This window comes from Microlunatus spumicola, assembly GCF_039536445.1.
Classification (GTDB): domain Bacteria; phylum Actinomycetota; class Actinomycetes; order Propionibacteriales; family Propionibacteriaceae; genus Microlunatus; species Microlunatus spumicola.
On sequence record NZ_BAAAYR010000007.1, the window covers coordinates 162,874 to 182,966 of the forward strand.

The 20,093-nt window shown below is 68.5% G+C and carries 20 protein-coding genes and 2 pseudogenes; 18 read left to right on the forward strand and 4 right to left on the reverse strand.

All coding sequences use genetic code 11. The features are described from left to right. Nucleotides 1-23: 23 nt before the first annotated feature. Nucleotides 24-1,079 carry an alpha/beta hydrolase-fold protein gene (locus ABD665_RS20820; protein ID WP_204912994.1) on the forward strand — a complete coding sequence of 352 codons (1,056 nt, stop codon included), beginning with the start codon at nucleotides 24-26 and terminating at the stop codon, nucleotides 1,077-1,079. Between the two features lie 4 nt (nucleotides 1,080-1,083). On the opposite strand, the gene ABD665_RS20825 is transcribed toward ABD665_RS20820, so the two are convergent. Beyond that, on the reverse strand, nucleotides 1,084-1,908 hold the full coding sequence (locus tag ABD665_RS20825) for a GDSL-type esterase/lipase family protein (RefSeq protein ID WP_204912993.1): 825 nt from the start codon (nucleotides 1,906-1,908) through the stop codon (nucleotides 1,084-1,086). Between the two features lie 150 nt (nucleotides 1,909-2,058). Between ABD665_RS20825 and ABD665_RS20830 the strand changes: the two genes are divergently transcribed. The 10 genes and pseudogenes from ABD665_RS20830 to ABD665_RS20875 all read left to right on the forward strand — a co-directional run bounded on the left by ABD665_RS20830 (nucleotide 2,059) and on the right by ABD665_RS20875 (nucleotide 10,609). Then, nucleotides 2,059-2,769, forward strand: coding sequence for a succinate dehydrogenase/fumarate reductase transmembrane subunit (locus tag ABD665_RS20830; RefSeq protein ID WP_204912992.1), 711 nt, complete (start codon nucleotides 2,059-2,061; stop codon nucleotides 2,767-2,769). A 46-nt stretch (nucleotides 2,770-2,815) separates the two neighbouring features. Beyond that, nucleotides 2,816-4,876: a fumarate reductase/succinate dehydrogenase flavoprotein subunit gene (locus ABD665_RS20835; RefSeq protein WP_204912991.1), complete on the forward strand. Its 2,061-nt coding sequence runs from the start codon at nucleotides 2,816-2,818 to the stop codon at nucleotides 4,874-4,876. 173 nt (nucleotides 4,877-5,049) lie between these two features. Beyond that, a pseudogene (locus tag ABD665_RS20840) lies at nucleotides 5,050-5,795 on the forward strand (succinate dehydrogenase/fumarate reductase iron-sulfur subunit). Between the two features lie 296 nt (nucleotides 5,796-6,091). Further along, complete coding sequence (gene rplS / locus ABD665_RS20845; RefSeq protein WP_204912990.1) at nucleotides 6,092-6,442, forward strand: 50S ribosomal protein L19; 351 nt, start codon at nucleotides 6,092-6,094, stop codon at nucleotides 6,440-6,442. Between the two features lie 61 nt (nucleotides 6,443-6,503). Further along, nucleotides 6,504-7,259 (forward strand): signal peptidase I, encoded by a 756-nt coding sequence (gene lepB, locus ABD665_RS20850; protein WP_344743002.1) that lies wholly within the window; start codon nucleotides 6,504-6,506, stop codon nucleotides 7,257-7,259. 41 nt (nucleotides 7,260-7,300) lie between these two features. After that, on the forward strand, nucleotides 7,301-8,011 hold the full coding sequence (locus ABD665_RS20855) for a ribonuclease HII (RefSeq protein WP_204914756.1): 711 nt from the start codon (nucleotides 7,301-7,303) through the stop codon (nucleotides 8,009-8,011). Further along, nucleotides 8,008-8,325, forward strand: a complete 318-nt coding sequence (locus tag ABD665_RS20860; RefSeq protein WP_204912988.1) for a DUF2469 family protein — start codon at nucleotides 8,008-8,010, stop codon at nucleotides 8,323-8,325. Before ABD665_RS20855 ends, ABD665_RS20860 begins: the two co-directional genes overlap by 4 nt. 303 nt (nucleotides 8,326-8,628) lie before the next feature. Further along, nucleotides 8,629-8,799 carry a YraN family protein gene (locus tag ABD665_RS20865; protein WP_204912987.1) on the forward strand — a complete coding sequence of 57 codons (171 nt, stop codon included), beginning with the start codon at nucleotides 8,629-8,631 and terminating at the stop codon, nucleotides 8,797-8,799. Between the two features lie 4 nt (nucleotides 8,800-8,803). Then, a complete protein-coding gene (locus tag ABD665_RS20870) occupies nucleotides 8,804-9,175 on the forward strand; it encodes a phage major capsid protein (RefSeq protein ID WP_204914754.1) in 372 nt (123 codons plus the stop codon). 576 nt (nucleotides 9,176-9,751) lie between these two features. After that, nucleotides 9,752-10,609, forward strand: a complete 858-nt coding sequence (locus ABD665_RS20875) for a hypothetical protein (RefSeq protein WP_204912986.1) — start codon at nucleotides 9,752-9,754, stop codon at nucleotides 10,607-10,609. 248 nt (nucleotides 10,610-10,857) lie between these two features. Here ABD665_RS20875 and ABD665_RS20880 read toward each other — a convergent pair whose 3' ends face one another. Continuing rightward, a complete protein-coding gene (locus ABD665_RS20880) occupies nucleotides 10,858-11,475 on the reverse strand; it encodes a hypothetical protein (RefSeq protein ID WP_204912985.1) in 618 nt (205 codons plus the stop codon). 796 nt (nucleotides 11,476-12,271) lie between these two features. Here ABD665_RS20880 and ABD665_RS20885 point away from each other — a divergent pair. Continuing rightward, on the forward strand, nucleotides 12,272-12,619 hold the full coding sequence (locus tag ABD665_RS20885; RefSeq protein ID WP_204912984.1) for a type II toxin-antitoxin system RelE/ParE family toxin: 348 nt from the start codon (nucleotides 12,272-12,274) through the stop codon (nucleotides 12,617-12,619). A gap of 5 nt (nucleotides 12,620-12,624) precedes the next feature. Continuing rightward, complete coding sequence (locus tag ABD665_RS20890; RefSeq protein ID WP_204914752.1) at nucleotides 12,625-12,930, forward strand: helix-turn-helix domain-containing protein; 306 nt, start codon at nucleotides 12,625-12,627, stop codon at nucleotides 12,928-12,930. A 114-nt stretch (nucleotides 12,931-13,044) separates the two neighbouring features. On the opposite strand, the gene ABD665_RS20895 is transcribed toward ABD665_RS20890, so the two are convergent. Next, nucleotides 13,045-13,410, reverse strand: coding sequence for a DUF6907 domain-containing protein (locus tag ABD665_RS20895; protein WP_204912983.1), 366 nt, complete (start codon nucleotides 13,408-13,410; stop codon nucleotides 13,045-13,047). Nucleotides 13,411-13,444: 34 nt separating this feature from the next. Between ABD665_RS20895 and ABD665_RS20900 the strand changes: the two are divergent. Beyond that, a pseudogene (locus ABD665_RS20900) lies at nucleotides 13,445-14,140 on the forward strand (ATP-binding protein); the annotation flags it as partial. Between the two features lie 45 nt (nucleotides 14,141-14,185). On the opposite strand, the gene ABD665_RS20905 reads toward ABD665_RS20900, so the two are convergent. Further along, the gene (locus ABD665_RS20905; protein WP_204912982.1) at nucleotides 14,186-14,581 is read right to left on the reverse strand and encodes a hypothetical protein; all 396 of its coding nucleotides are present in this window, start codon (nucleotides 14,579-14,581) and stop codon (nucleotides 14,186-14,188) included. A 172-nt stretch (nucleotides 14,582-14,753) separates the two neighbouring features. Between ABD665_RS20905 and ABD665_RS20910 the strand changes: the two genes are divergently transcribed. The 4 genes from ABD665_RS20910 (at nucleotide 14,754) to ABD665_RS20925 (ending at nucleotide 20,064) form a co-directional block, all read left to right on the forward strand. Beyond that, complete coding sequence (locus tag ABD665_RS20910; protein WP_204912981.1) at nucleotides 14,754-15,824, forward strand: hypothetical protein; 1,071 nt, start codon at nucleotides 14,754-14,756, stop codon at nucleotides 15,822-15,824. A gap of 529 nt (nucleotides 15,825-16,353) precedes the next feature. After that, nucleotides 16,354-17,913: an SGNH/GDSL hydrolase family protein gene (locus ABD665_RS20915; protein WP_204912980.1), complete on the forward strand. Its 1,560-nt coding sequence runs from the start codon at nucleotides 16,354-16,356 to the stop codon at nucleotides 17,911-17,913. Nucleotides 17,914-17,990: 77 nt separating this feature from the next. Further along, complete coding sequence (locus ABD665_RS20920; protein ID WP_344743009.1) at nucleotides 17,991-19,025, forward strand: DnaJ domain-containing protein; 1,035 nt, start codon at nucleotides 17,991-17,993, stop codon at nucleotides 19,023-19,025. Nucleotides 19,026-19,245: 220 nt separating this feature from the next. Beyond that, entirely contained in the window at nucleotides 19,246-20,064 is an 819-nt protein-coding gene (locus ABD665_RS20925; protein WP_204912978.1) for a hypothetical protein, read from the forward strand. Nucleotides 20,065-20,093 lie beyond the last annotated feature (29 nt).

Consider the following 20,093-nt stretch of genomic DNA (forward strand, 5'->3'; position numbering starts at 1 on the left):
GCGGACCTCAGAAGGAGCCCACGGTGAGCCTCACCGGCCTGCCACTGCTGCTGCTCGTCGGGGTGGCCACGCTCGCCGCCCCCCTGGTCACCACGCTCACCTGGCGACGACGCGGGGCCGGGCGGCGAGCGGTGGTGGGCCGGGTGGTGGCCGTGCTCGGCTGCCAGGCCCTCGCGGTGGCCACGACCTTCCTCGCCGTCAACCGCGACTTCGTCTTCTACGCCTCGTGGGGCGACCTGCTCGGCACGGCCGCGCCCGCGGCGACCATCCAGACCCAGGACCTCGTCGCCCCCGGCCAGGGCAGCGTCGAGGTGCTGCAGGTGCACGGCGCGGCCTCGGGCGCGACGGCCCCGGTGCTCGTCTGGCGCCCGCCGCAGTACGACCAGCCCGCGTACGCCCACACCCGCTTCCCCGTGCTGATGGTGCTGCCCGGGCAGCCCTCGACGCCGTCGGTGATGTTCGCGCACTTCGGCTTCGGCGCCGCGGCGACGCGAGCCATCGACGAGCACGCGGTGAAGCCGTTCGTCGCCGTCTTCCCGCCGCTCATGACGAACCCGCCGCGCGACACCGAGTGCACCGACGTCGAGCACGGGCCGAAGGCGGAGACGTGGCTCGCCGCGGACGTGCGGACGGCGGTGCAGCAGCACGAGCGGGTGAGCGCGGGCCACGTGCCGTGGGCGGTGGCCGGCTACAGCACGGGCGCCTTCTGCGCGGTGAAGCTGATGCTCGCGCACCCGACCCTCTTCTCCCAGGCGGCCGGGTTCGGCGGCTACTACCAGCCGCTGACCGACCGCACCACCGGCAACCTCTTCGACGGGTCCCGCACCCGTTACGACGCCAACTCCCCGCTCTGGCTCTACGACCGCGGCGGGCTCGCGCCGGGCCACCGGATGCTCCTCATCACCGGACGCCAGGACCCGGACAGCTACGCCGAGACCGAGCGGATGCTGTCGGCCACGCAGGGCGACCCCGACGTCGCGTCGCTCGTCTTCCCCACGGGCGGCCACAACTACCGCAACTACGCCGGCGCCGTGCCCGAGGTGCTGCGCTGGCTCGGGCAGGGCGGGTTCGGGGGCTGACCCCCTAGCGACCCGCCTCGTACGCGGCGAGGACCGTGCGGCTGATGAGGGCGGTGCCCGCGGCGTCCGGGTGGTCGCCGTCCGCGGCCAGCAAGCCGGTCGGGTCCTGCTCACCGGCGCCCTTGAAGGGGGCGTAGAGGTCGACGAGCGTCGCCCCCCGCGCGCCGGCGACGAGCACGATGGCGGCGTTCGCGGCCCGCGTGACGGTGTCGCTCCAGGCCAGGTAGCCGTTCCGCTCGGCCCGCTCGGCGACGCGACCGTCGGTGAAGACGTTCCAGTAGGTCGTCACGAGCACCCGGGAGTGACCGTCGCCGAGGGTGCGCACGCGGTCGAGCACCCGGCCGAGGTCGGTCCCCATCCCCGCGACCTCCGGCGCGTAGCAGGAGGCGGAGCAGGAGCCCGCCCGCCAGGCCGCGAGCGCGGGGGCGAGGTCGTTGGCGCCCATCGTCACGACGACCACGTCCGCCCCGGCCACGTCGGCCTGCAGCCGGCGGTCGGCGGCGCTGCGCCCAGACAGCTCGTCCGCGAGCCCGTCGCTCGTGGAGCCGCTCTCGCCGTCGTCGGTCGCCCGCACCCGGACGCCGTCGGCACGGGCGAGCAGGTGGCCGAACCCGGTGACGTAGTCGTCGCACGCGCAGTGCTCGCCCGAGGTCACCGAGTCGCCGAGCCCGACGACCCGCAGCGCGCCCGGTGGCGTGGTGCTCGGTGTCGACGACGGCAGGGGTGACGGGGGACCAGCGGCAGGAGCGGTCGCGGGGACCGTGCCGCAGCCGGCGACCAGCACCAGCGCGGTCACGACGCCGAGGCGGCGGAGCAGGGGAGCGCCCACCCGGGGAGCGTAGGCAGCCGACCTGTGGGTGCCCGACGTCGCGCGAGGGGGGCACCCGGAGCCGGATGCGGGGCTCGACGTGATCAATGACACCAGTGACCCGACTGGCCTTATTCGTGCCTCGGCAGGCCGTCGCTCTATCGTGGCGGGGTGGCAACAACGACGCTGACCACGTCGCAGCGTGCGGCGCGGTCCACGGTCGCGCTCAAGGCCCTCATGGCCGTGAGCGGGATCATCCTCATCGGCTACCTGCTCGCGCACATGTACGGGAACCTCAAGGTGTTCGCCGGGCAGGCCGCCTTCGACGAGTATGCGCACCACCTGCGCACGATCGGCGAGCCGGTCCTCCCGCACGAGGGCCTGCTCTGGGTCATCCGAGTGGTCCTGCTCGTGGCGGTCGTGGCGCACGCGTACGCGGCCTTCAAGCTGTGGAAGCGGAACCACCACGGCCGGGGCGGCGCCAAGCGCTACCACTCGGCGCGTGCGGCCCGCGGCGTGCAGCGCTCGTACAGCTCCTTCACCCTGCGCTGGGGCGGCATCATCATCGCCCTGTTCGTGGTGTTCCACCTGCTGAACTTCACCTGGCAGGTCGTGAACCCGGGCGGCGCCTCCGACAGCCCCTACCAGCGGGTCGTCAACGGCTTCGGCGTCTGGTGGCTGGTCGCGGTCTACACGATCGCGATGCTGGCCGTCGGCTTCCACCTGCGCCACGGCACCTGGAGCGCGCTCACCACCCTCGGCCTGAACACCTCGACCGTGGCCCGCCGCCGGCTGAACCTCATCGCGTACGTCGTCGCCGGCGTCGTGACGGTCGGGTTCCTGCTGCCCCCCTTCTCCATCCTGTTCGGGCTCGTCTCGTGACGTACCGCCCGTCCCACCAGCCCACGACGAGAGTGATGGTGACCCGATGAGCGACGACACCCAGAACGAGGCCCGGCACGGCCTGCGCGACCGCGTCGTGGGCACGTGGCGCCACGCCGTCGACTCCGCGAAGGACTCGGTGGGCGACCTGATCAACTCGGTCGACGCCGACCTGCTCTACGACCAAGGCGACGACATCGCCGACACCAAGGCGCCCAAGGTCGACATCGCGCAGCGCTGGGACGAGCGCAAGTTCACGGCCAAGCTCGTCAACCCGGCCAACCGCCGCAAGCTCAGCGTGATCATCGTCGGCACGGGCCTGGCCGGCGCGTCCGCCGCCGCGACCCTCGGCGAGGCCGGCTACAAGGTCACCAGCTTCTGCTACCAGGACAGCCCCCGGCGCGCGCACTCGATCGCCGCGCAGGGCGGCATCAACGCGGCGAAGAACTACCGCAACGACGGCGACTCGGTCTACCGCCTCTTCTACGACACCGTGAAGGGCGGCGACTTCCGCGCCCGGGAGTCGAACGTCTACCGGCTCGCCCAGGTGAGCACGAACATCATCGACCAGTGCGTCGCGCAGGGCGTGCCCTTCGCCCGCGAGTACGGCGGCCTGCTCGACAACCGCTCCTTCGGCGGCGTCCAGGTGTCGCGCACCTTCTACGCCCGGGGCCAGACGGGCCAGCAGCTGCTGCTCGGCGCGTACCAGGCGCTGGAGCGTCAGATCGCCGCCGGCACCGTCGCCATGCACACCCGCCACGAGATGCTCGAGCTGGTCGTCGTCGACGGCAAGGCCCGCGGCGTCGTCGTGCGGAACATGGTCACCGGCGAGATCGAGACCCACACGGCCGACGCGGTCGTGCTGGCCTCCGGCGGCTACGGCAACGTCTTCTACCTGTCGACCAACGCGATGGGCTGCAACGTCACGGCCACGTGGCGGGCGCACCGCAAGGGCGCGCACTTCGCGAACCCCTGCTACACGCAGATCCACCCCACCTGCATCCCGGTCAGCGGCGACTACCAGTCCAAGCTGACGCTGATGAGCGAGTCGCTCCGCAACGACGGCCGCATCTGGGTGCCCAAGTCGGGCGAGGACAAGCGCGACCCGCGCGAGATCCCCGAGGACGAGCGCGACTACTACCTGGAGCGCATCTACCCGGCGTTCGGCAACCTGGTCCCGCGCGACATCGCCTCGCGCGCGGCCAAGAACGTCTGCGACGAGGGTCGCGGCGTCGGCCCGGGCGGGCTCGGGGTCTACCTCGACTTCGCGGACGCGATCGAGCGGCTCGGCCGCAAGAGCGTCGAGGCCAAGTACGGGAACCTCTTCGACATGTACGCCCAGATCACGGGCGAGAACCCGTACGAGACGCCGATGCGGATCTACCCCGCCGTGCACTACACGATGGGCGGCCTCTGGGTCGACTACGACCTGCAGAGCTCGATCCCCGGCCTGTTCGTGACCGGCGAGGCGAACTTCTCCGACCACGGCGCCAACCGGCTCGGCGCGAGCGCGCTGATGCAGGGCCTCGCGGACGGCTACTTCGTCCTGCCGAACACGATCAACGACTACCTGGCGTCCGGCCCGTTCCCCAAGGTGGACGCGTCGGACCCGGCGGTCGCCGAGGCGGTCGGCTCGGTCAAGGGCCGGATCGACAAGCTCCTCTCCATCAAGGGCAGCCGCACGGTCGACTCCTTCCACAAGGAGCTCGGCCACATCATGTGGGACTACTGCGGCATGGAGCGCAGCGAGGAGGGCCTGCGCAAGGCCATCTCGCGGATCCGTGAGCTGAAGACGGAGTTCTGGTCCGACGTGCGCGTCCTCGGGACGGGCGAGGGGCTGAACCAGGCTCTCGAGCGCGCCGGCCGTGTGGCCGACTTCATCGAGCTGGGCGAGCTCATGTGCATCGACGCGCTGCACCGGCGCGAATCATGTGGTGGGCACTTCCGTGCGGAGTCGCAGACCGAGGACGGCGAGGCCCTGCGTCACGACGACGAGTACGCCTACGTCGCGGCCTGGGAGTTCGCGGGGGAGGGCCAGCGGCCCGTCCTGCACAAGGAGCCCCTGGTGTACGAGTACGTCGAGCTGAAGCAGCGCAGCTACAAGTAGGGACACGCTTGACGCGGGAGCACACGCCTCCCGCTCACGGGTGGGCGGTGCACCTGGTCCGGGAGGACCGGACGGGCGCCGCAGCGGAGACATCAGGTTCGGCGCAGACGAGCGGCCTGCGCGCGAGCGAGGAAGACCCGAGCGCGACGAGCGCGAAGGAGAGGTTGTACAGCATGAACATCACCGTGAAGGTCTGGCGCCAGGACGCCCCGAGGCCGAGGGCCGGATGGTCCCGTACGAGGTCGAGGACGTCTCGGAGCACATGAGCTTCCTCGAGATGCTCGACGTCCTGAACGAGCGGTTGACGATGCGCGGCGAGGAGCCGATCACCTTCGACCACGACTGCCGCGAGGGCATCTGCGGCAGCTGCGACCTGGTCATCGACGGCGTCCCCCACGGGCCGCAGCAGACGACGACCTGCCAGCTGCACATGCGGAGCTTCAACGACGGCGACACGATCGACGTCGAGCCGTTCCGGGCCGGGCCGTTCCCGATCATCAAGGACCTGATGGTCGACCGCAGCGCGCTCGACCGGATCATCCAGGCCGGCGGGTTCATCTCGGCCCCGACGGGCACGGCCCCCGATGCCCACGCGGCGCCGGTGCCCAAGAACGACGCCGACCACGCCTTCGACGCCGCGACCTGCATCGGCTGCGGCGCCTGCGTCGCGGTCTGCCCGAACGGGTCGTCGATGCTCTTCACCTCGGCCAAGGTGACCCACCTGGGCCTGCTCCCGCAGGGCCAGCCCGAGCGCAAGAGCCGGGTCGTCAACATGCTCAACCAGCAGGACGCCGAGGGCTTCGGCGGCTGCACGAACATCGGCGACTGCACGGCCGTCTGCCCCAAGGGCATCCCGTTCGAGACGATCAGCCGCCTCAACCGCGACCTGCTCGGCTCGCTCGCCCGTGGGCGCGACTGACCGTCCGCCGTCTCCTGAGCCCGTCGTAGGGCGCCCAGGGCTCTCCTGAGCCTCCGGCGCACCCCCGCCGCCCCTCCGGTCACCCCGCGTCCTCCCCGAGGCCGTAGGGCCGCCGGAGGGGCGCGGTGCTTCTCCCGGCCCGGCGTTTCGGTGGGTGCCCCGCGCTGTGGCAGACTTGCTCGCTGTTGCCCACGTACCGCCCACCTGCCACAGGGGGAGCGAAGCGGAACGAGCGGGCCATCCCGAATCCGAGCACGACGAGCATGGTGACCTGTGGCACCGGCGAGGAAGACAACATGAGCAGACTGATCGACGAGCTGGACCGCGCCTCGCTGCGCGACGACGTCCCCTCCTTCCGTCCCGGTGACTCCGTCAAGGTGCACGTGAAGGTCGTCGAGGGCAACCGCTCCCGCATCCAGGTCTTCGCCGGCGTCGTCATCTCCCGTGCGGGTGACGGCCTCCGCGAGTCCTTCACGGTCCGCAAGGTCAGCTTCGGCGTCGGCGTCGAGCGCACCTTCCCGGTGCACTCCCCGATCATCGACAAGATCGAGATCGACCGTCGCGGCGACGTGCGGCGCGCCAAGCTCTACTACCTCCGTGGTCTGCGCGGCAAGGCTGCCAAGATCAAGGAGAAGCGCGAGATCTGACCCGGTTCCGGGTGATGGTGGGCGCAACCGGACGGGAGCCATGGCGAGCGAGGAGCTGACGATGGAGCAGCCCGTCCGGCGGCGCCCGAACGCGGGACTGGCCTTCCTCAAGGAGCTGGTGTTCGTCGTCGTCGGCGCGATCATCGTCAGCTCGCTGCTGCGGGCGTTCGTCGGGCAGATGTTCATCATCCCGTCGCAGTCGATGGAGAACACGCTGCTCATCGGCGACCGTGTGGTCGTGCAGAAGATCACGGACTTCCACCGCGGCGACGTGGTGGTGTTCAAGGACCCGGCGGACTGGCTGGGCGACGAGCCGACCGACGACCCGACGACGGTCGACCGGATCCTGGAGTTCGTCGGGATCCCGACCGCCAGCTCCCCGGGGCACCTGATCAAGCGCGTCATCGGCATGCCCGGCGACACGGTGGTCTGCTGCGACGACAGCGGGCGGATCACCGTGAACGGGACGGCGCTCGACGAGACGGCCTACCTCTACACGAGCCCGTCGGGCACGCAGGTCACGCCGTCGGACGTGCAGTTCACGGTCGTCGTGCCGCGTGACCGCATCTTCGTGATGGGGGACCACCGCGACCTGAGCGCCGACTCCCGCTGCCACCTGTCGGACCTGTCGACGCAGGGGCGCGGCCAGACGGCGTTCGTGCCGATCTCCGACGTCGTCGGGCCGGCCTTCGCCATCGTGTCGCCGTTCGACCGGGCCAAACGGCTGCGGGTGCCGGCGACGTTCGCGGAGATCCCCGCGCCGACGCAGGCCGCACCCGAGCGGGGCGAGATCAAGCCTGCGGGCGTCAGCTGTTGACCACGTCCGTCCCCCGTGAGGTCGTTCCCGAGCCGGGCAGCATCCGGCTCCGGCGCGACAGCGGTCTCTACGGCTACGAGCGGGCTCTGCACCGCGCCGGTCTCGACCCCGTCGCCGGGGCCGACGAGGCCGGCCGGGGCGCCTGTGCGGGCCCCCTGGTCGCCGGTGCGGTCATCCTCGGCGAGTCCAGGGCCCGCCGCATCGAGGGCCTGCGCGACTCCAAGCTGCTGACCCCGCTCGCCCGCGAGCGCCTCTACGGCGAGATCACCCGCAAGGCCGTCGCCTGGTCGGTCGTCGCCGTGCCGCCGGAGGAGTGCGACCGGCTGGGCATGCACGTGGCCAACCTCGCCGCCCTGCGCCGCGCGCTCGTACGGCTCGACGTCGCGCCCACCTACGTGCTCACCGACGGCTTCAGCGTCGACGGGCTCGGCGTGCCGGGCCTGGCCGTCTGGAAGGGCGACCGGGTCGCCGCGTGCGTCGCCGCCGCCTCGATCATCGCCAAGGTCACGCGGGACCGGATCATGGCCGCCGAGCACCTCGTCCACCCGCAGTACGCCTTCGACGTCCACAAGGGCTACTGCACGCCGCTGCACCAGGAGCGCCTCGACGCGTACGGGCCCTCGCCCACGCACCGCCGGCGGTTCGTCAACGTCCGCCGGGCCACTAAGGTCGAGGACGCCGTGGCGTACGGGCAGGACGAGACGCACGAGCAGGACGAGCAGGACGAGCAGGGAGAAGTCAGGGCGTCATGAGCGCGGAAGACCTCGAGCAGTACGAGAGCGAGCTGGAGCTCCAGCTCTACCGCGAGTACAAGGACGTCGTCGGCATCTTCACCTACGCGGTCGAGACCGAGCGGCGCTTCTACCTCTGCAACGCCGTCGACCTCAAGGTCCGGACCGAGGGTGGCGACGTCTACTACGAGGTCTCCATGGGCGACGCCTGGGTCTGGGACATGTACCGCCCGGCCCGCTTCGTGAAGAGCGCCAAGGTGCTGACGTTCCGCGACGTCTCCATCGAGGAGATCGCCCACTCCGACCTCCAGGTCCCCAAGAGCGTCGGCGGCTGAGCCGCTGCGGCCTCCCCGGCCGCGATGCTGCGCCGACCCTCGGCGAACCTCTGCACCTCTGAGCTGCCCCACCTGTCCCAGGACTTTCACGTTTACGTGAAAGACCGGTACTGACCACGGCAGATCTGCCATGCAGAGCATGGGCTTCCCGTGGTCACCGGCACGCTGCGTCTCCTCTAGGGCCGGCGTGGACCGTGCCGGTCGTCCACAGCACGGATCCGTACGTCGTCTTTCCGTCCACAGCCGGCGTCAGGACCGGCTCGGATCGCCCTCCGCTCACCATCCTTCCGTCGGAGGTGAGCGATGGGGACGGAACGACAGGTCATCGGGCGGCGCGGGGAGGATCTCGCGGTCGCGGAGCTCGAGCGGCAGGGGATGGAGGTGCTGGCCCGCAACTGGCGGTGTGGGCGCCTGGGCGAGGTCGACGTGGTGGCGCTCGACCGGCACTTGACCTCGCACACCCGCCTTCAGTGACGCGATCCTCAACGCGGAGCAGTTCTACGTCAGCCCCGCTGACCTGACGTTCGTCACCGCTCCCGCCACCCTGGGCCGGCTGCTCAAGGTGAAGGAGGGCACGGGCACGGCGAAGCCGCTCATCACCCCCGACGTCACCCAGCCGTCTCGACGCACCATCGGCGGCGTTCCCGTGCTCGCCAGCCCTGCCGTCGCAGCCAACGTCATCTGGTGCATCCCACGTCCGCGCGTGGTCGTCGCACTGCGAAAGAACGCTGAGCTGAAGGTGGATGAGTCCGCCTTCTTCAGCAGCGACCGGGTCGGCATTCGCGTGGTCATGCGCCTCGGTTGGGGCTTCACGCACAACGCCACGATCACCAAGATCACCGCTTCCTGAGGACTCAGGGTCGGGGCGTCAACGTCACCTTGAGCGGTCTTCGTTGTTGTGGCCGCTTCGGGAGCGAAGGCCCAGCAGCACAACCGTGTAACCGCGAGACTCTTTCGCGAGGCTGGTCCTGCGCCCCGCCCCTTCTCGAGTCCTGTCGAAGAGGCGCGCTCCCGCAGCTAGCTCACATGGACCTGGGACGGTGGCACCTGCGGCGTTCGGGTGTCAGCGCCCCGGCAGTGGTACAAGTAGGGGCGCACGGGGAAGATTCGTAGGGGTCCCTGAACGTGCTCGTCCACTGCTGGCAGCATCAGCACCATGCACGTACGGACACGTCGGCGGTTGAGAGTTGCTGCACAAGCTGCCCTAACGGGCGTGGCCGTAGTGGCGCTTTCCGACATCTGGTTCGGGTGGACGACGTGGAGGGCTTTCGTCGGCCCACTACTAGTTGCTGGCGTTGCCGTGCTGCTGCTCTTCTGGAGAGTTCCTCCGCGCTGGTTTGCGGGGCCCGCGGAGAGACCTGAGACGACTGCACCTAGTTCCCGCGATGCTGGAGCGAAGGAACTTACGCATCCTTTCGGCAGGGCGGTGATCGTCGCAGCCGGTTTCATGGGTCTCGTAACAGCAATATCTGCTGTCCCGGCAAGTCAAACCGCCGCTGAGCCTGAAACTTCGGTAAGCCCTTCGCCAAGTTCCTCGCTGGTCAAGTCAGCTTCGGCCTCTCCGACTCCGTCGGTGTCCTCCGCAGCAGCTGCAGCACTGCGCATGAAGTGGATTGGCCCAGACGACTACCACGACTATTGGGTTCCGGCGGACGCACCTTTCTCCAGTTTCCCAATAACGAAGCCAGATACTGTTCCCTGCGGCGCGGACAATCAGGGGCAACTGGATTGGATTCAACAGTACGGTCAAGCCCGGCCCAGTTCGTATGTCGCCACGCTTCGAAATCGAAGTGATGAAGTCCGCGCCCTCACCGTCGACAATTTAAGAGTTGAAGACGTTACCACCGAGCCGGCCAGCCCAGGTGTACTTCTAACGTGTGTCGGGCAGGGCGCTGGCGACAATCTTGTGACGGAGATCGATATGCAGTCGCCGAGCAGGAAAGCTAAACTGCTCGACCCTGATACGCTCAAGTTCAGGACGTTTGTGACCAACCTCGGCGCAGGAGAAGAAAATGTGCTGCGCGTCGATCTGAAGAATGCGGAAGACTTGACCTATCGCGGTCGCCTGCGGGTCGACGTGACGCGGGACGATGTGGCGGAAACGGTGACCGTACCCACCGACCGTGGCGACGAGTTTGTTCGGCAGGGTCTAGGAAAGGGCCAGGCGCTGCATCTCGTAGTGGAAAGTATGGGACAGGCGTTCGATTGTCAGGGGCCGCAAGACTCCCACTCCTCTTGCTCTGGCCGGGAGGTAGAGAAGAGGCTGACGCAGATATGGGGTTAGGTGCAAGTGTGGTACCGCAATGCAGGTCGGCGATCGCTGACGCGGTCCCGTCCTGGCCCTAAAGCGCTGGCGGGGGGAGGGGGAGGCAGCTACTCCGACCTCTGCCCGGACTCCGGGACGTACTGCAACTCGCGGTGCGCGTGGGTCTGGGGATTTGGCAGACCTGAAGCCCCAGACCCGTAGAGAAGGCTAGGAGCAGTACGTTCCGGAGTCCGCTGGGGGACCGTGGGGGGTCCTTGCCCCTGCCCTCACGTCAGTTCGGCGCGCACCGGCGCCTCTCCATTTCTCCGGGTCCAACGAATGCCGTTTACCGTGTAGCGGAACTGCGCGCGACCGCTTAGGTCGTCGTTCGTCGGCTTCAGTTCGAGCGGTTCGCTAGCGCTCCCCATTTCCATTGCGGTCTGACCTGCCGGAAGAAACGGACTCAGCGGGCGCCAACGGTCTCCGAAGAGAGCGGGGATGTAAACGGCGACGTCCGTGACAGTGATGTCAGCGTTCTTGTTGAGGACGTTCAGATAAAGATCATTCGCAACCCAACGGTCTGGGTATTGGTGTCCGGAGGCGAAGCGAAGGGAGCAGCCGACTGCCTCAGCTGCGAGAAACTCCTGACGAGCGACACTTTTGGCGGCGGCGTCCTCACGCTGGTTCAAACGCGCTACCTCCATGCGGCGCATGAACTCCTCGGACCGGAACACGAGCACGGCGAGGACAACAGCTGCCGCCGAGACGAGTGCTCCAACCCACGTACCTACAGCCTCAAACCACTCAGGTTTGAACGGTCCGGGCTGGGCGACGAGCGCTCCCGTAGCGAATCCAACAATCGAACCAGCGGCACCGACGATCACGAGGACGAAGCGTCTAGGCACTGCGTCAGCCTATTGGGCCGCCGGGTCACCCAAGGTGCCGCACTCGACCTCCATTGTTCGGGTCGCTGCGCACGGGTGTCAGCCGGTCGACGTCTACCCAGCGCACCTCAGCTCGCGGCCGTCCGTGCTCGTCCAGTGCGACTGTGACGACGCTCGCGAACCATCGGTAGCTGTGGCGTCGCCACTCGAGCACGTAGCCCTGGACGGGTGCAGCGTGCGGCGTGCCGTCGAGCCTTGCCCACACGTGGCGCGTTGTCAGGGGCACTGGCCAGACACGGTCGACCCGACGCTGTCCCACCTTGGGAAGGGTAATCGAACACGCGATCGAACTGTGGATCGTCATCTGATCTGCCACCTGCTGGGAGGTGTTGTGGCAAGGTGCCGCCATGTCCACGCGCGGGTCGCGGTCTTCGAAGCTCGACCTCAAGGAAGCACGCGGCCTCTACGAACAGGGGCTGAGTTTTGCGCAGGTCGGGCGTCGGCTGGGCTACTCGGCTACGTATCTGGCTCGGCGCTTCAAGTCGGCCGGCATCCAGGCGAGGCCAGAGGGTCGGCCGCTGGCAACGCCGGCGCCGTCAGTCGACCTCGATGAGCTGATCCGGCTGCGCGAAGAGGGCTGGACCTACCCTCGACTTGGGGAGCGGTATGGGTTGTCCGACGACGCGGCGCGCACTCGCTACCTGCGGGCCAAGGGTCGGCCGCTTCGACGGGCAGAGGCGGAGCGTCGTGGCGTTGCGTGGGACAGATCCTTGACAACACTTGAGGTGTACAACGCTGAGGTTGTACAGTAGTCCGCATGTGGGAGGTTGTCCTACTGGATGAGGTGTCCGAGTGGCTGACGAGTGCAGACGAGAGCACGCAGGAGCAGGTAGCTGCCGCTCTTGACATGCTCGAAGCCGAGGGTCCGTCCCTCGGCCGACCGCTAGTCGATCGGATAAAAGGCAGCAGCCTGCATCACCTGAAAGAGTTGCGACCCGGTAGCAGCGGCCGATCAGAGGTTCGAATGCTCTTCGCCTTCGATCCGCGCCGGCAGGCCCTAGTGCTCGTCGCAGGAGACAAAGCCGGTAATTGGAAGCAGTGGTACAAGGAAAATATTCCGATTGCTGAGCAGCGTTACGAAACACATATGAAACTAGGAAAGTGATCATCATGGCTAGGAATTGGCGAGATGTCCGGTCCGAGCTTGATCTAAACGAAGACGCGGTGAAGGAAGAGCGTGAGCGTCTCCAGGCGGTCACGCGGGCCTATCGGTTGGCGGAGATTCGCAAGGAGCAGGGGCTCACCCAGCGCGAGGTGGCGAAGCAACTGCACGTAAGCCAGGCGCGCGTCTCAAGACTCGAGCAGGGGCAGGTGCAACGTGCCGAACTTGCGACAGTCCAGGCCTATGTCGAGGCTCTGGGTGGGCACGTCGAGGTGGTAGCCGACTTCGGTGGGCGCCGGATGGTTCTAGGTTAAGAATACCGTCGCGTTCTCTAATGTAGACCTTGCGTGACAGACGGCGCTCATGGCCGTCATGCAAAGCAAGAGCCCCCTCCGCATGATTTCTGCAGAGGGGGCTTTGCTGTGCCGTCAGGGGGCGGGGATATCAACCGCCCGGACGCGAGCCTCCTGAAGCCTCGTGATGAGGTGATCGAACTCCTCAATCGTGTAGTGCGGGAAGCCCTGCGTGATCATGGCGATCCGTACCTCGCCGATCACCGTCCGGTCGCCGAACTTCTTGTCGGTGCGCGTGACGAGTACCTCCGTACCCGGCTGGTCGCCGTGCCTGTCGGGCTGGTCGGTCTTGGCCTCGATGGGGTCGTACTCGATCGCGTGCCACCGAGCGGGGAGGCCGTCCTCGTGGCCGTCAAAGTCCTCGCGGTGCATCGGGAAGTCGCGCTGGCACCAGTCGGGGCAGGGCGGGACGATGGTGGTGCGGTCGGCTGTGGTGTTCATGGCAGGGCTTCCTTAGAACTGTCCTAGCGCGCCGTTCGCGCTGGCGATCGCCGCCGCGGTGCTCGCGGCCGCGGGCGTGGTGCCGCTCGACGCGCTGTCGCGGACGGCGCTGCTCGGCGAGCTCGGCCTGGACGGGCGGCTCCGACCCGTGCCCGGGGTCCTGCCGGCGACCCTGGCTGCCGCGCGCGCCGGCTTCACCCGGGTGGTGGTGCCGCTGCGGCAGGCGTCAGAGGCGAGCCTCGTCGACGGGGTCGACGTCCTGGGGCTCGCCTCGCTCAGCCAGCTGGTCGCCGAGCTGCGGGGCGACCCGGTGCCGCTGGTCGATCCCGTGGAGCTGAGCGTCACGGCGTCTGCGGACGACCGGCTCGGCGTCCTCGACCTGGCCGACGTGGTCGGGCAGGAGGAGGCCAAGTGGGCGCTCGAGGTGGCTGCGGCGGGCCGGCACCACATGTTCCTGCACGGTCCGCCCGGCGCGGGCAAGACGATGCTCGCTTGCCGGCTGCCCGGGCTGCTGCCCGACCTGGAGCCGGTCGACGCGCTCGAGGTGTCCGCGGTGCACTCCCTCGCCGGCTTCGACCTCTCCGGAGGGCTGGTCAGCCGGCCGCCGTACGTCGACCCGCACCACTCGGCGAGCGTGGCGAGCATCGTGGGCGGCGGACCGAGGATCGCCCGGCCCGGGGCGATCTCCTGCGCCCACCGCGGGGTCCTCTTCTTGGACGAGGCGCCAAAGCGAAACCACACCCCAGGCGGAAAGGGAGGGCCGAGCGTGGAAGGTTCAGGAGCGCGCTCGAGGCTGATCTGACGCGCACGGCGCTTCCGTGAGGGGGTCGAGGACAGGTCCCACAACACCTTTGATCGACCCTGCCGGCACGCCGACATCAGCGCGATCGATGTCGCCAGGCACACCGGAATGGACTGCCGGCGAATCAGACGTCGGGCTGCCGTCATATCGGCTGCGCAGCAGGATGCCCACCAGACGGAGAAGCTCGGGAAGGATCTCGGCAGCTCGCTGCCCGCGGGCGCCGTCGGAGAGGACCGAGACCACCGACAGCACCACCGCAGCCAACACCACCAGCATCACGGCCAGCGCTACCGCTACAGCCAGCACGAGCCCGATCAGCGCCGCTCCCGGACCCGTGGTCTCGGACGCCAGCTTCAGCCACTCGAACACTGTTCATCACCATCCTCGCCTCTGCTGGCCGCCCGACCGTCCGCCGCCTTGAACCCAGCATCACCCCGGGTGTGGGCAGGTCGTGTAGGGTGAAGATCACCGCTTGACGTGCCCGTGTCGAGACATCGAAATGACGAATCACGAGCCCTTCGGGCTACGGGCACGACAAGGGGTGAACTTCAAGGTGGTGAAATTGGTCGGCAGCACGGGGAACCCAAACCCGACCAAGGCGCCACGAGATGCCGAGAGTCGGCGGAGGGCCCGGGAGTCGCGGCTGCGTTCTCTCACGGCCGACCATCAACTCGACCATGTGCTTCGCGCCCTAGCGGCTGAGCACGTCGAGGGTCGGCGCCCAGGGCGCATCCGCTTGCGGCCAGAGTTCGCCCAGCTGGCCAAACCGATCACCGGTCCCGTCAGCGACCGCAAGCTCCCGGCAGTGCGACAGCGCCCGCCGTCGACCCGCCTCATCAGCCCGTCCGGAACGTCACAAGCCCTGTACCTCACGGTGCTGTTCATCGCGCAGTGCCAGCGCGGTCCTGGGTACAAGCCCGACACCACCAGGCCGGTCATCGCTCACCACACGAACGACCCCGAGGTGCGGCCGTGGTCGGATCTGCTCGCCGTTCCCGCCACAGAAGGCTCGGGGGCGGGCACAACCAAGCACGACGTGGACGACAACCGCCGGCGTCAGCTTGTTCGAGCGCTCCGTCGGCTCGCCGACGACGACATGCGTCTCGTCACACTGCCGAACGCGTCTCGCGGCTCCCGCAAGGAGGAAGGGTTCAGGCCGCAGATGGAAGCCGGGCTACTCGACGTCGCGTCCCGCCGGCCGTACGTCGTCCCCGGCGACGATGAGAAGGTCTTTTCCCTCCCGGCCGCCTTCTTCACGAACGGCTGGCACCTGGCACTGACCCCCTCCGAGATCGCGCTCCTGATGGTGCTGTGGGTCCGCACGAGCGACGCGGTCGGAGTGAAGGGGCAAACGAGTGTGGCCGCAGACACACGACTGCGGCGCTACGCCCTGTCGCCCGCCGCCTACGGCTCCCACCAGATGCTCCACCGGTTCGGCCTCTTGGACGTCGAGTACCCCGAAGGCCGCAACGCCGTCGACGGCACCTTCGCGGACTACTCCACCAAGTACAGCGAGGACACCCCGCCCCCGCTCCACAAGTTCACCCTCACCGAAGCCGGGTTCGAGCGGCTCGCCGTCCCGACGGTGATGGCGACCCTGAGGGGCATGTAGCAGAAGTAGCCACCGCCGTGCGAGGAGCGCGGTGCTCGCGCCGGGCATCATCCCATCGGCGGCAGCGTCGGGTACGCCAAGTTGCACAACGATGAGCGTGACCTGAGAGAACTCGCTACTGTCGGTCAGCATGGGGGCCCTCGACGTCACAACCACGCATGCGGCCAGGACCGGTAGGGCCAGACGGCTCCTGGTCGGCGCAGCGGCCAGCACCCTGGCCTCGGCCGCGCTGACGCTGCTTCCCGTGATGCCTGGCATACCGGCTCCGACAGCCACCGCAGGCGGGCCCACGCAGGGCGCCACCTACGTCGCGCTGGGCGACTCCTACGCAGCAGGGGAGGGCCTGGGCGGTTGGGAGACGAAGCCGGTCAACACCGACGACCGCCGGACCGACAAGCATCACAACACCTGTCACCGCTCCGCGTCGGACGCCTACGGTTCGCTCGACCAGGAGGCCTACACCGTTCTGCCGCACGTCTCGAAGAGCCAGCGAGCCTTCTGGGCGTGCTCAGGCGCCCGAAGCTACGACATGACCCCCATCGTCACGAAGAAGGGCAGCAAGTTCCTGGGGTACGACAAGTCCGACCCGGTGATGAAGAAGACGTCGGAGAAGAACCTGGCCAAGCCGCCGTCGGAGCGCGGACGAGAAGATTTCTCCGGGTACCAGAACGGCCAGGACTGGCAGACCAGCAGCGTCGCCAAGGACACGAAGTGGGTCTCGGTGTCGGCGGGCGGGAACGACGTTGGGTTCTCCGACATCGGAACCAAGTGCGCAGCGGTCCTGTTCACCCCCGACCGTCGCCTGCCTCGGATCAGCAAGAGCCGCTACATCCCGAAGCTGTCCTCGGCGAAGAAGTGCAAGGCTGCGGTCAAGGCGGGCACCGGCATCATCGGGAAGGACGCGAAGAGCTCGCTTGGGGCCCACCTGACGACGCTGTACGCCTCGATCCTCGACAGGTCCGCGCCCGACTCCGTCCTCGCCGTCGCCGGGTACCCGGCCGTCTTCCCCGCCAGCTACGCGGGCGCGCCCGCCGGTCTCGACCGGAAGCCGGTCTGTGTCACCGACAACCTGGTCCTCGGCCTGCGCGCAGGCTTCTACACCGCCGACGCCGAGCTGATTGACACCAGCATCATTCGCGGCCTGAACGCGCGAGCCAAGTCCGTCATCGACGCGCTGAACGCGACGCCGAAGTACGCCGGGCGCCTCGTCTACGCCGACACCTACGCCGCCTCGGTGCCGCACAACTGCAGCGGAAGCACCGCTGGAGTGACCGTCAACGGCATCCGCGTGAGCGGCACGCTCACCGGTCCCGACCCCAAGCTGATCAAGAAGGCGCTCAGCAGCGCCACCTTCCACCCGACGAAGAGCGGGCAGCGGGTGATGGGCCAGGCCGTGCAGAAGGCCTTCGACTCCAGCACGCTGCGCTACGCCGGATCCGGCCTAGTCGTCAGCGGTGACGTCGGCGAAGCGCTCACCGCGAGCGTCGACACCACAGGCGGGCAGCCTCCCCTCAGCGTGCTCGCTGGCGACGGCGTCCCCGGCTGGCTGAGCCTGAGCACCTCGGGCAACCGCGTGACCGCCGCCGGCACGCCCACCGAGCCCGTGTCGTCGAGGTTGACGATCAGCGTCACCGACCGGGCCGGCAAGAAGGTCAGCCTCCCGCTCGTCCTCGATGTCACCGCCGTGGGAGCCGGCGGCACCGAGCTGGCCGTCTACTCGATCTCGGCGTCGGCGAGGGACGGGGTCGTCACCTTCATCACTCACGCCGCCAGCCCGGGAGGCTTCAGCGTCTTCGCCGGCAGCTACCCGCTCGACTTCTCCGCAGTCGGGGCCAACCTCTACTGCGTGGACGCCGACGGGAACACCGCCGGCACCGGCGGCACCTGGGTCATGACGGACCAGCTGATCTCCGGCACGAAGTTCGACGGCGTCTACACGATGTCCTGGGATCTGAGCACCTTTCCCGAGAGCAGCTGCCACGTGTACGAGGTCAGCGTCACCGGGACCGACGGCGCCAGGGTCGAGTACGGAGATCCCAACGACTACTCAGCCGACCCGTTCGGCGCTCATTTCCGCCTGCCGCAGTAGCGCCCCTCCTGGAGGAAGAGATGCAGGCTGCCGGAACGCCGTAGCCGCCACGACTGCCTCCCTGCCGCGGGAATCAGATGCGCGCGGGATCTCTGAAAGACTTGTGCGCACAGTCTTCCACCGAGTCAGGGGCGGCGTTGGCGACAGGGTCTGGTGCATCCGCGAGCTGGTCGGGAACCTCGTTCTACAAGATCCTGGGCGTGGACAGCGACGCCACGGATCAGCAGATCCAGCGCGCCTACCGGCGGCTCGCCTCTGTCACCCACCCCGATCAGGCGAGGACGACCGCGCGGATCGAGGAGTTCGTGGCCGCCGCCGAGGCCTACGAGGTGCTTAGCAAGCAGCGGGCCGAGTACGACGAGCACCGCCGTCGGCTCCGCGCTCGCGCGGCCGAGCAGAGGGTCCGCGAGCGGGACGAGGCAGAGAGGGCTGCTCGAGCCGCTCGGCAAGAGGCCGAGCAGAGACTGCGGCAGCAGCGCCCTCGCCCGGCCCCGGGTGCCGGGGGACCCGGCGCCCGGGCGTACCTGGCCTGGGACGGGCAATCCTGGACTACGTCTGGGGATGCCACCTTTCAGGCGATGCTTGGTGAGCAGATCAGGCAGCTCGCTGCGGTGCGCGGCCGGGACGTCGAGGTGACCGTGGTGGGTGGGCGGACCTACTACCGGGACGGCTTCTTGATCAAGAGTCCCGACGGAGGGTTAGTCGAGGTCGCAGCGCGACTGCGGCCGGGCCGCTATCTGGTCGCCGAAGGACGCGGGGAGTTCGCGCCCTTCGGCGGACCTCGCGGGAACCTGCTGTTGACCTACTACTGGCCCTCGCCGCTACCCGGTGGGGACGCCGAGACCTTCGTCTCGATTCCGGCGAGGGAGGTCCGCCGAGCGCACACGTTCGTCAACCCGTTCGACGGCGAAGCGTTCACGATCCCGAAGGGGACTGATGCGCCGGTCGTCTGGTTCGAGGCTCGGGGCCTGCCCGGCGAATTCGGCGGACCAGCGGGCGACCTCAAGGTCCACGTCAAGCTCGAGGGCAGCCGAAGCCGTCCCGGGCGAACCCTGCTGCTCGTGCTGGTCGCGGCGCTCGTCGTCGCGCTCGTCGTTTACTTGCTGTCCTGAACGTCCGCGCTTGTGTATGGCCGAGCATCGGTGAGCGCCGCCGCGAGCGCGTCGACGCACCGAGGCAAGCGCAGCGAAGGGAGACCTCCGCACGACCTGGCGTGGGCAGACTTGCACGGCCGCGACTGGTGGCCCGGTCACCGAGTTGAGGCGAGTTGGTGACCGTTGAACATCTTGTTGCTCTCTGCGGAGTGATCGACGCGCGTTTAGCCTGCTGTGCGTGCAGGACTGGGTGTTGGGACCGGAGTCGGCGGCCGCTACGGGCGATACCGGGCCGTGGGTGCGGTGGCTGCCGCTGGCATGGGCGATGGCCGCCGATCCTGGCGGCACGTACAGCCCACCACCCGTCCCGCGGGGCGACAACCAGGACGGTCAGTTCATCGCCTGGTGGGCGCCGCTGCTACAGCTGACGTCCTACGGCCTTGGGTGGGCCCAACCGTTGCGAGGGTTGGCTCGGTGGGATCAAGCGGGTCGACCCCTTGACGAGCCCGTCCTCGCCGCTGTGCAGCGCTGGTGGGGACCACAGCTCGACGACGTGCTCGCATGGGGCGCGGACTGGAGACCCGGCGACAACGAGGGCCCGTACCTCCCCTTGACGCCGACGACCTTCGAGCGCGGCACCCTGTTCCAACCGTACTGGGGCCGCCGCTCCCAGCCCGAGTGGGAGCAGGTATGGGGGAGTGGTAGTGACCCTCTCCACCTGTGGATCCACGCCCGCACCCCTCTCGATGCTTCGGTGGAGTTGCCCGAGGTTGCGCTCGAGCAGTTGCTGACTCTGCCCACTCATCCGAAGGTCGCGGCCCTGCTCCACACCGGTCGAACTGCAAATCAGCGCCCCAACGACGTCCTGCTCCTGCCCCGGTACGCCGGCTGGTACCGACTACTCCTTGCCGCTGGCCCGCCCCGCCACGGTGGCCACGATCGACGCGTCGACGTCGTCGTCACCCCTCTCGGGTGGCTTGGCCAGTTTCGCCGCTCCACCAAGACCGGGCTCTGGTTCCGCGGCAGTCACGACACCCACGTCCAAGGAAACGTCTGACTCTCCGCGTGGTCCGAGAGCGAGGACGA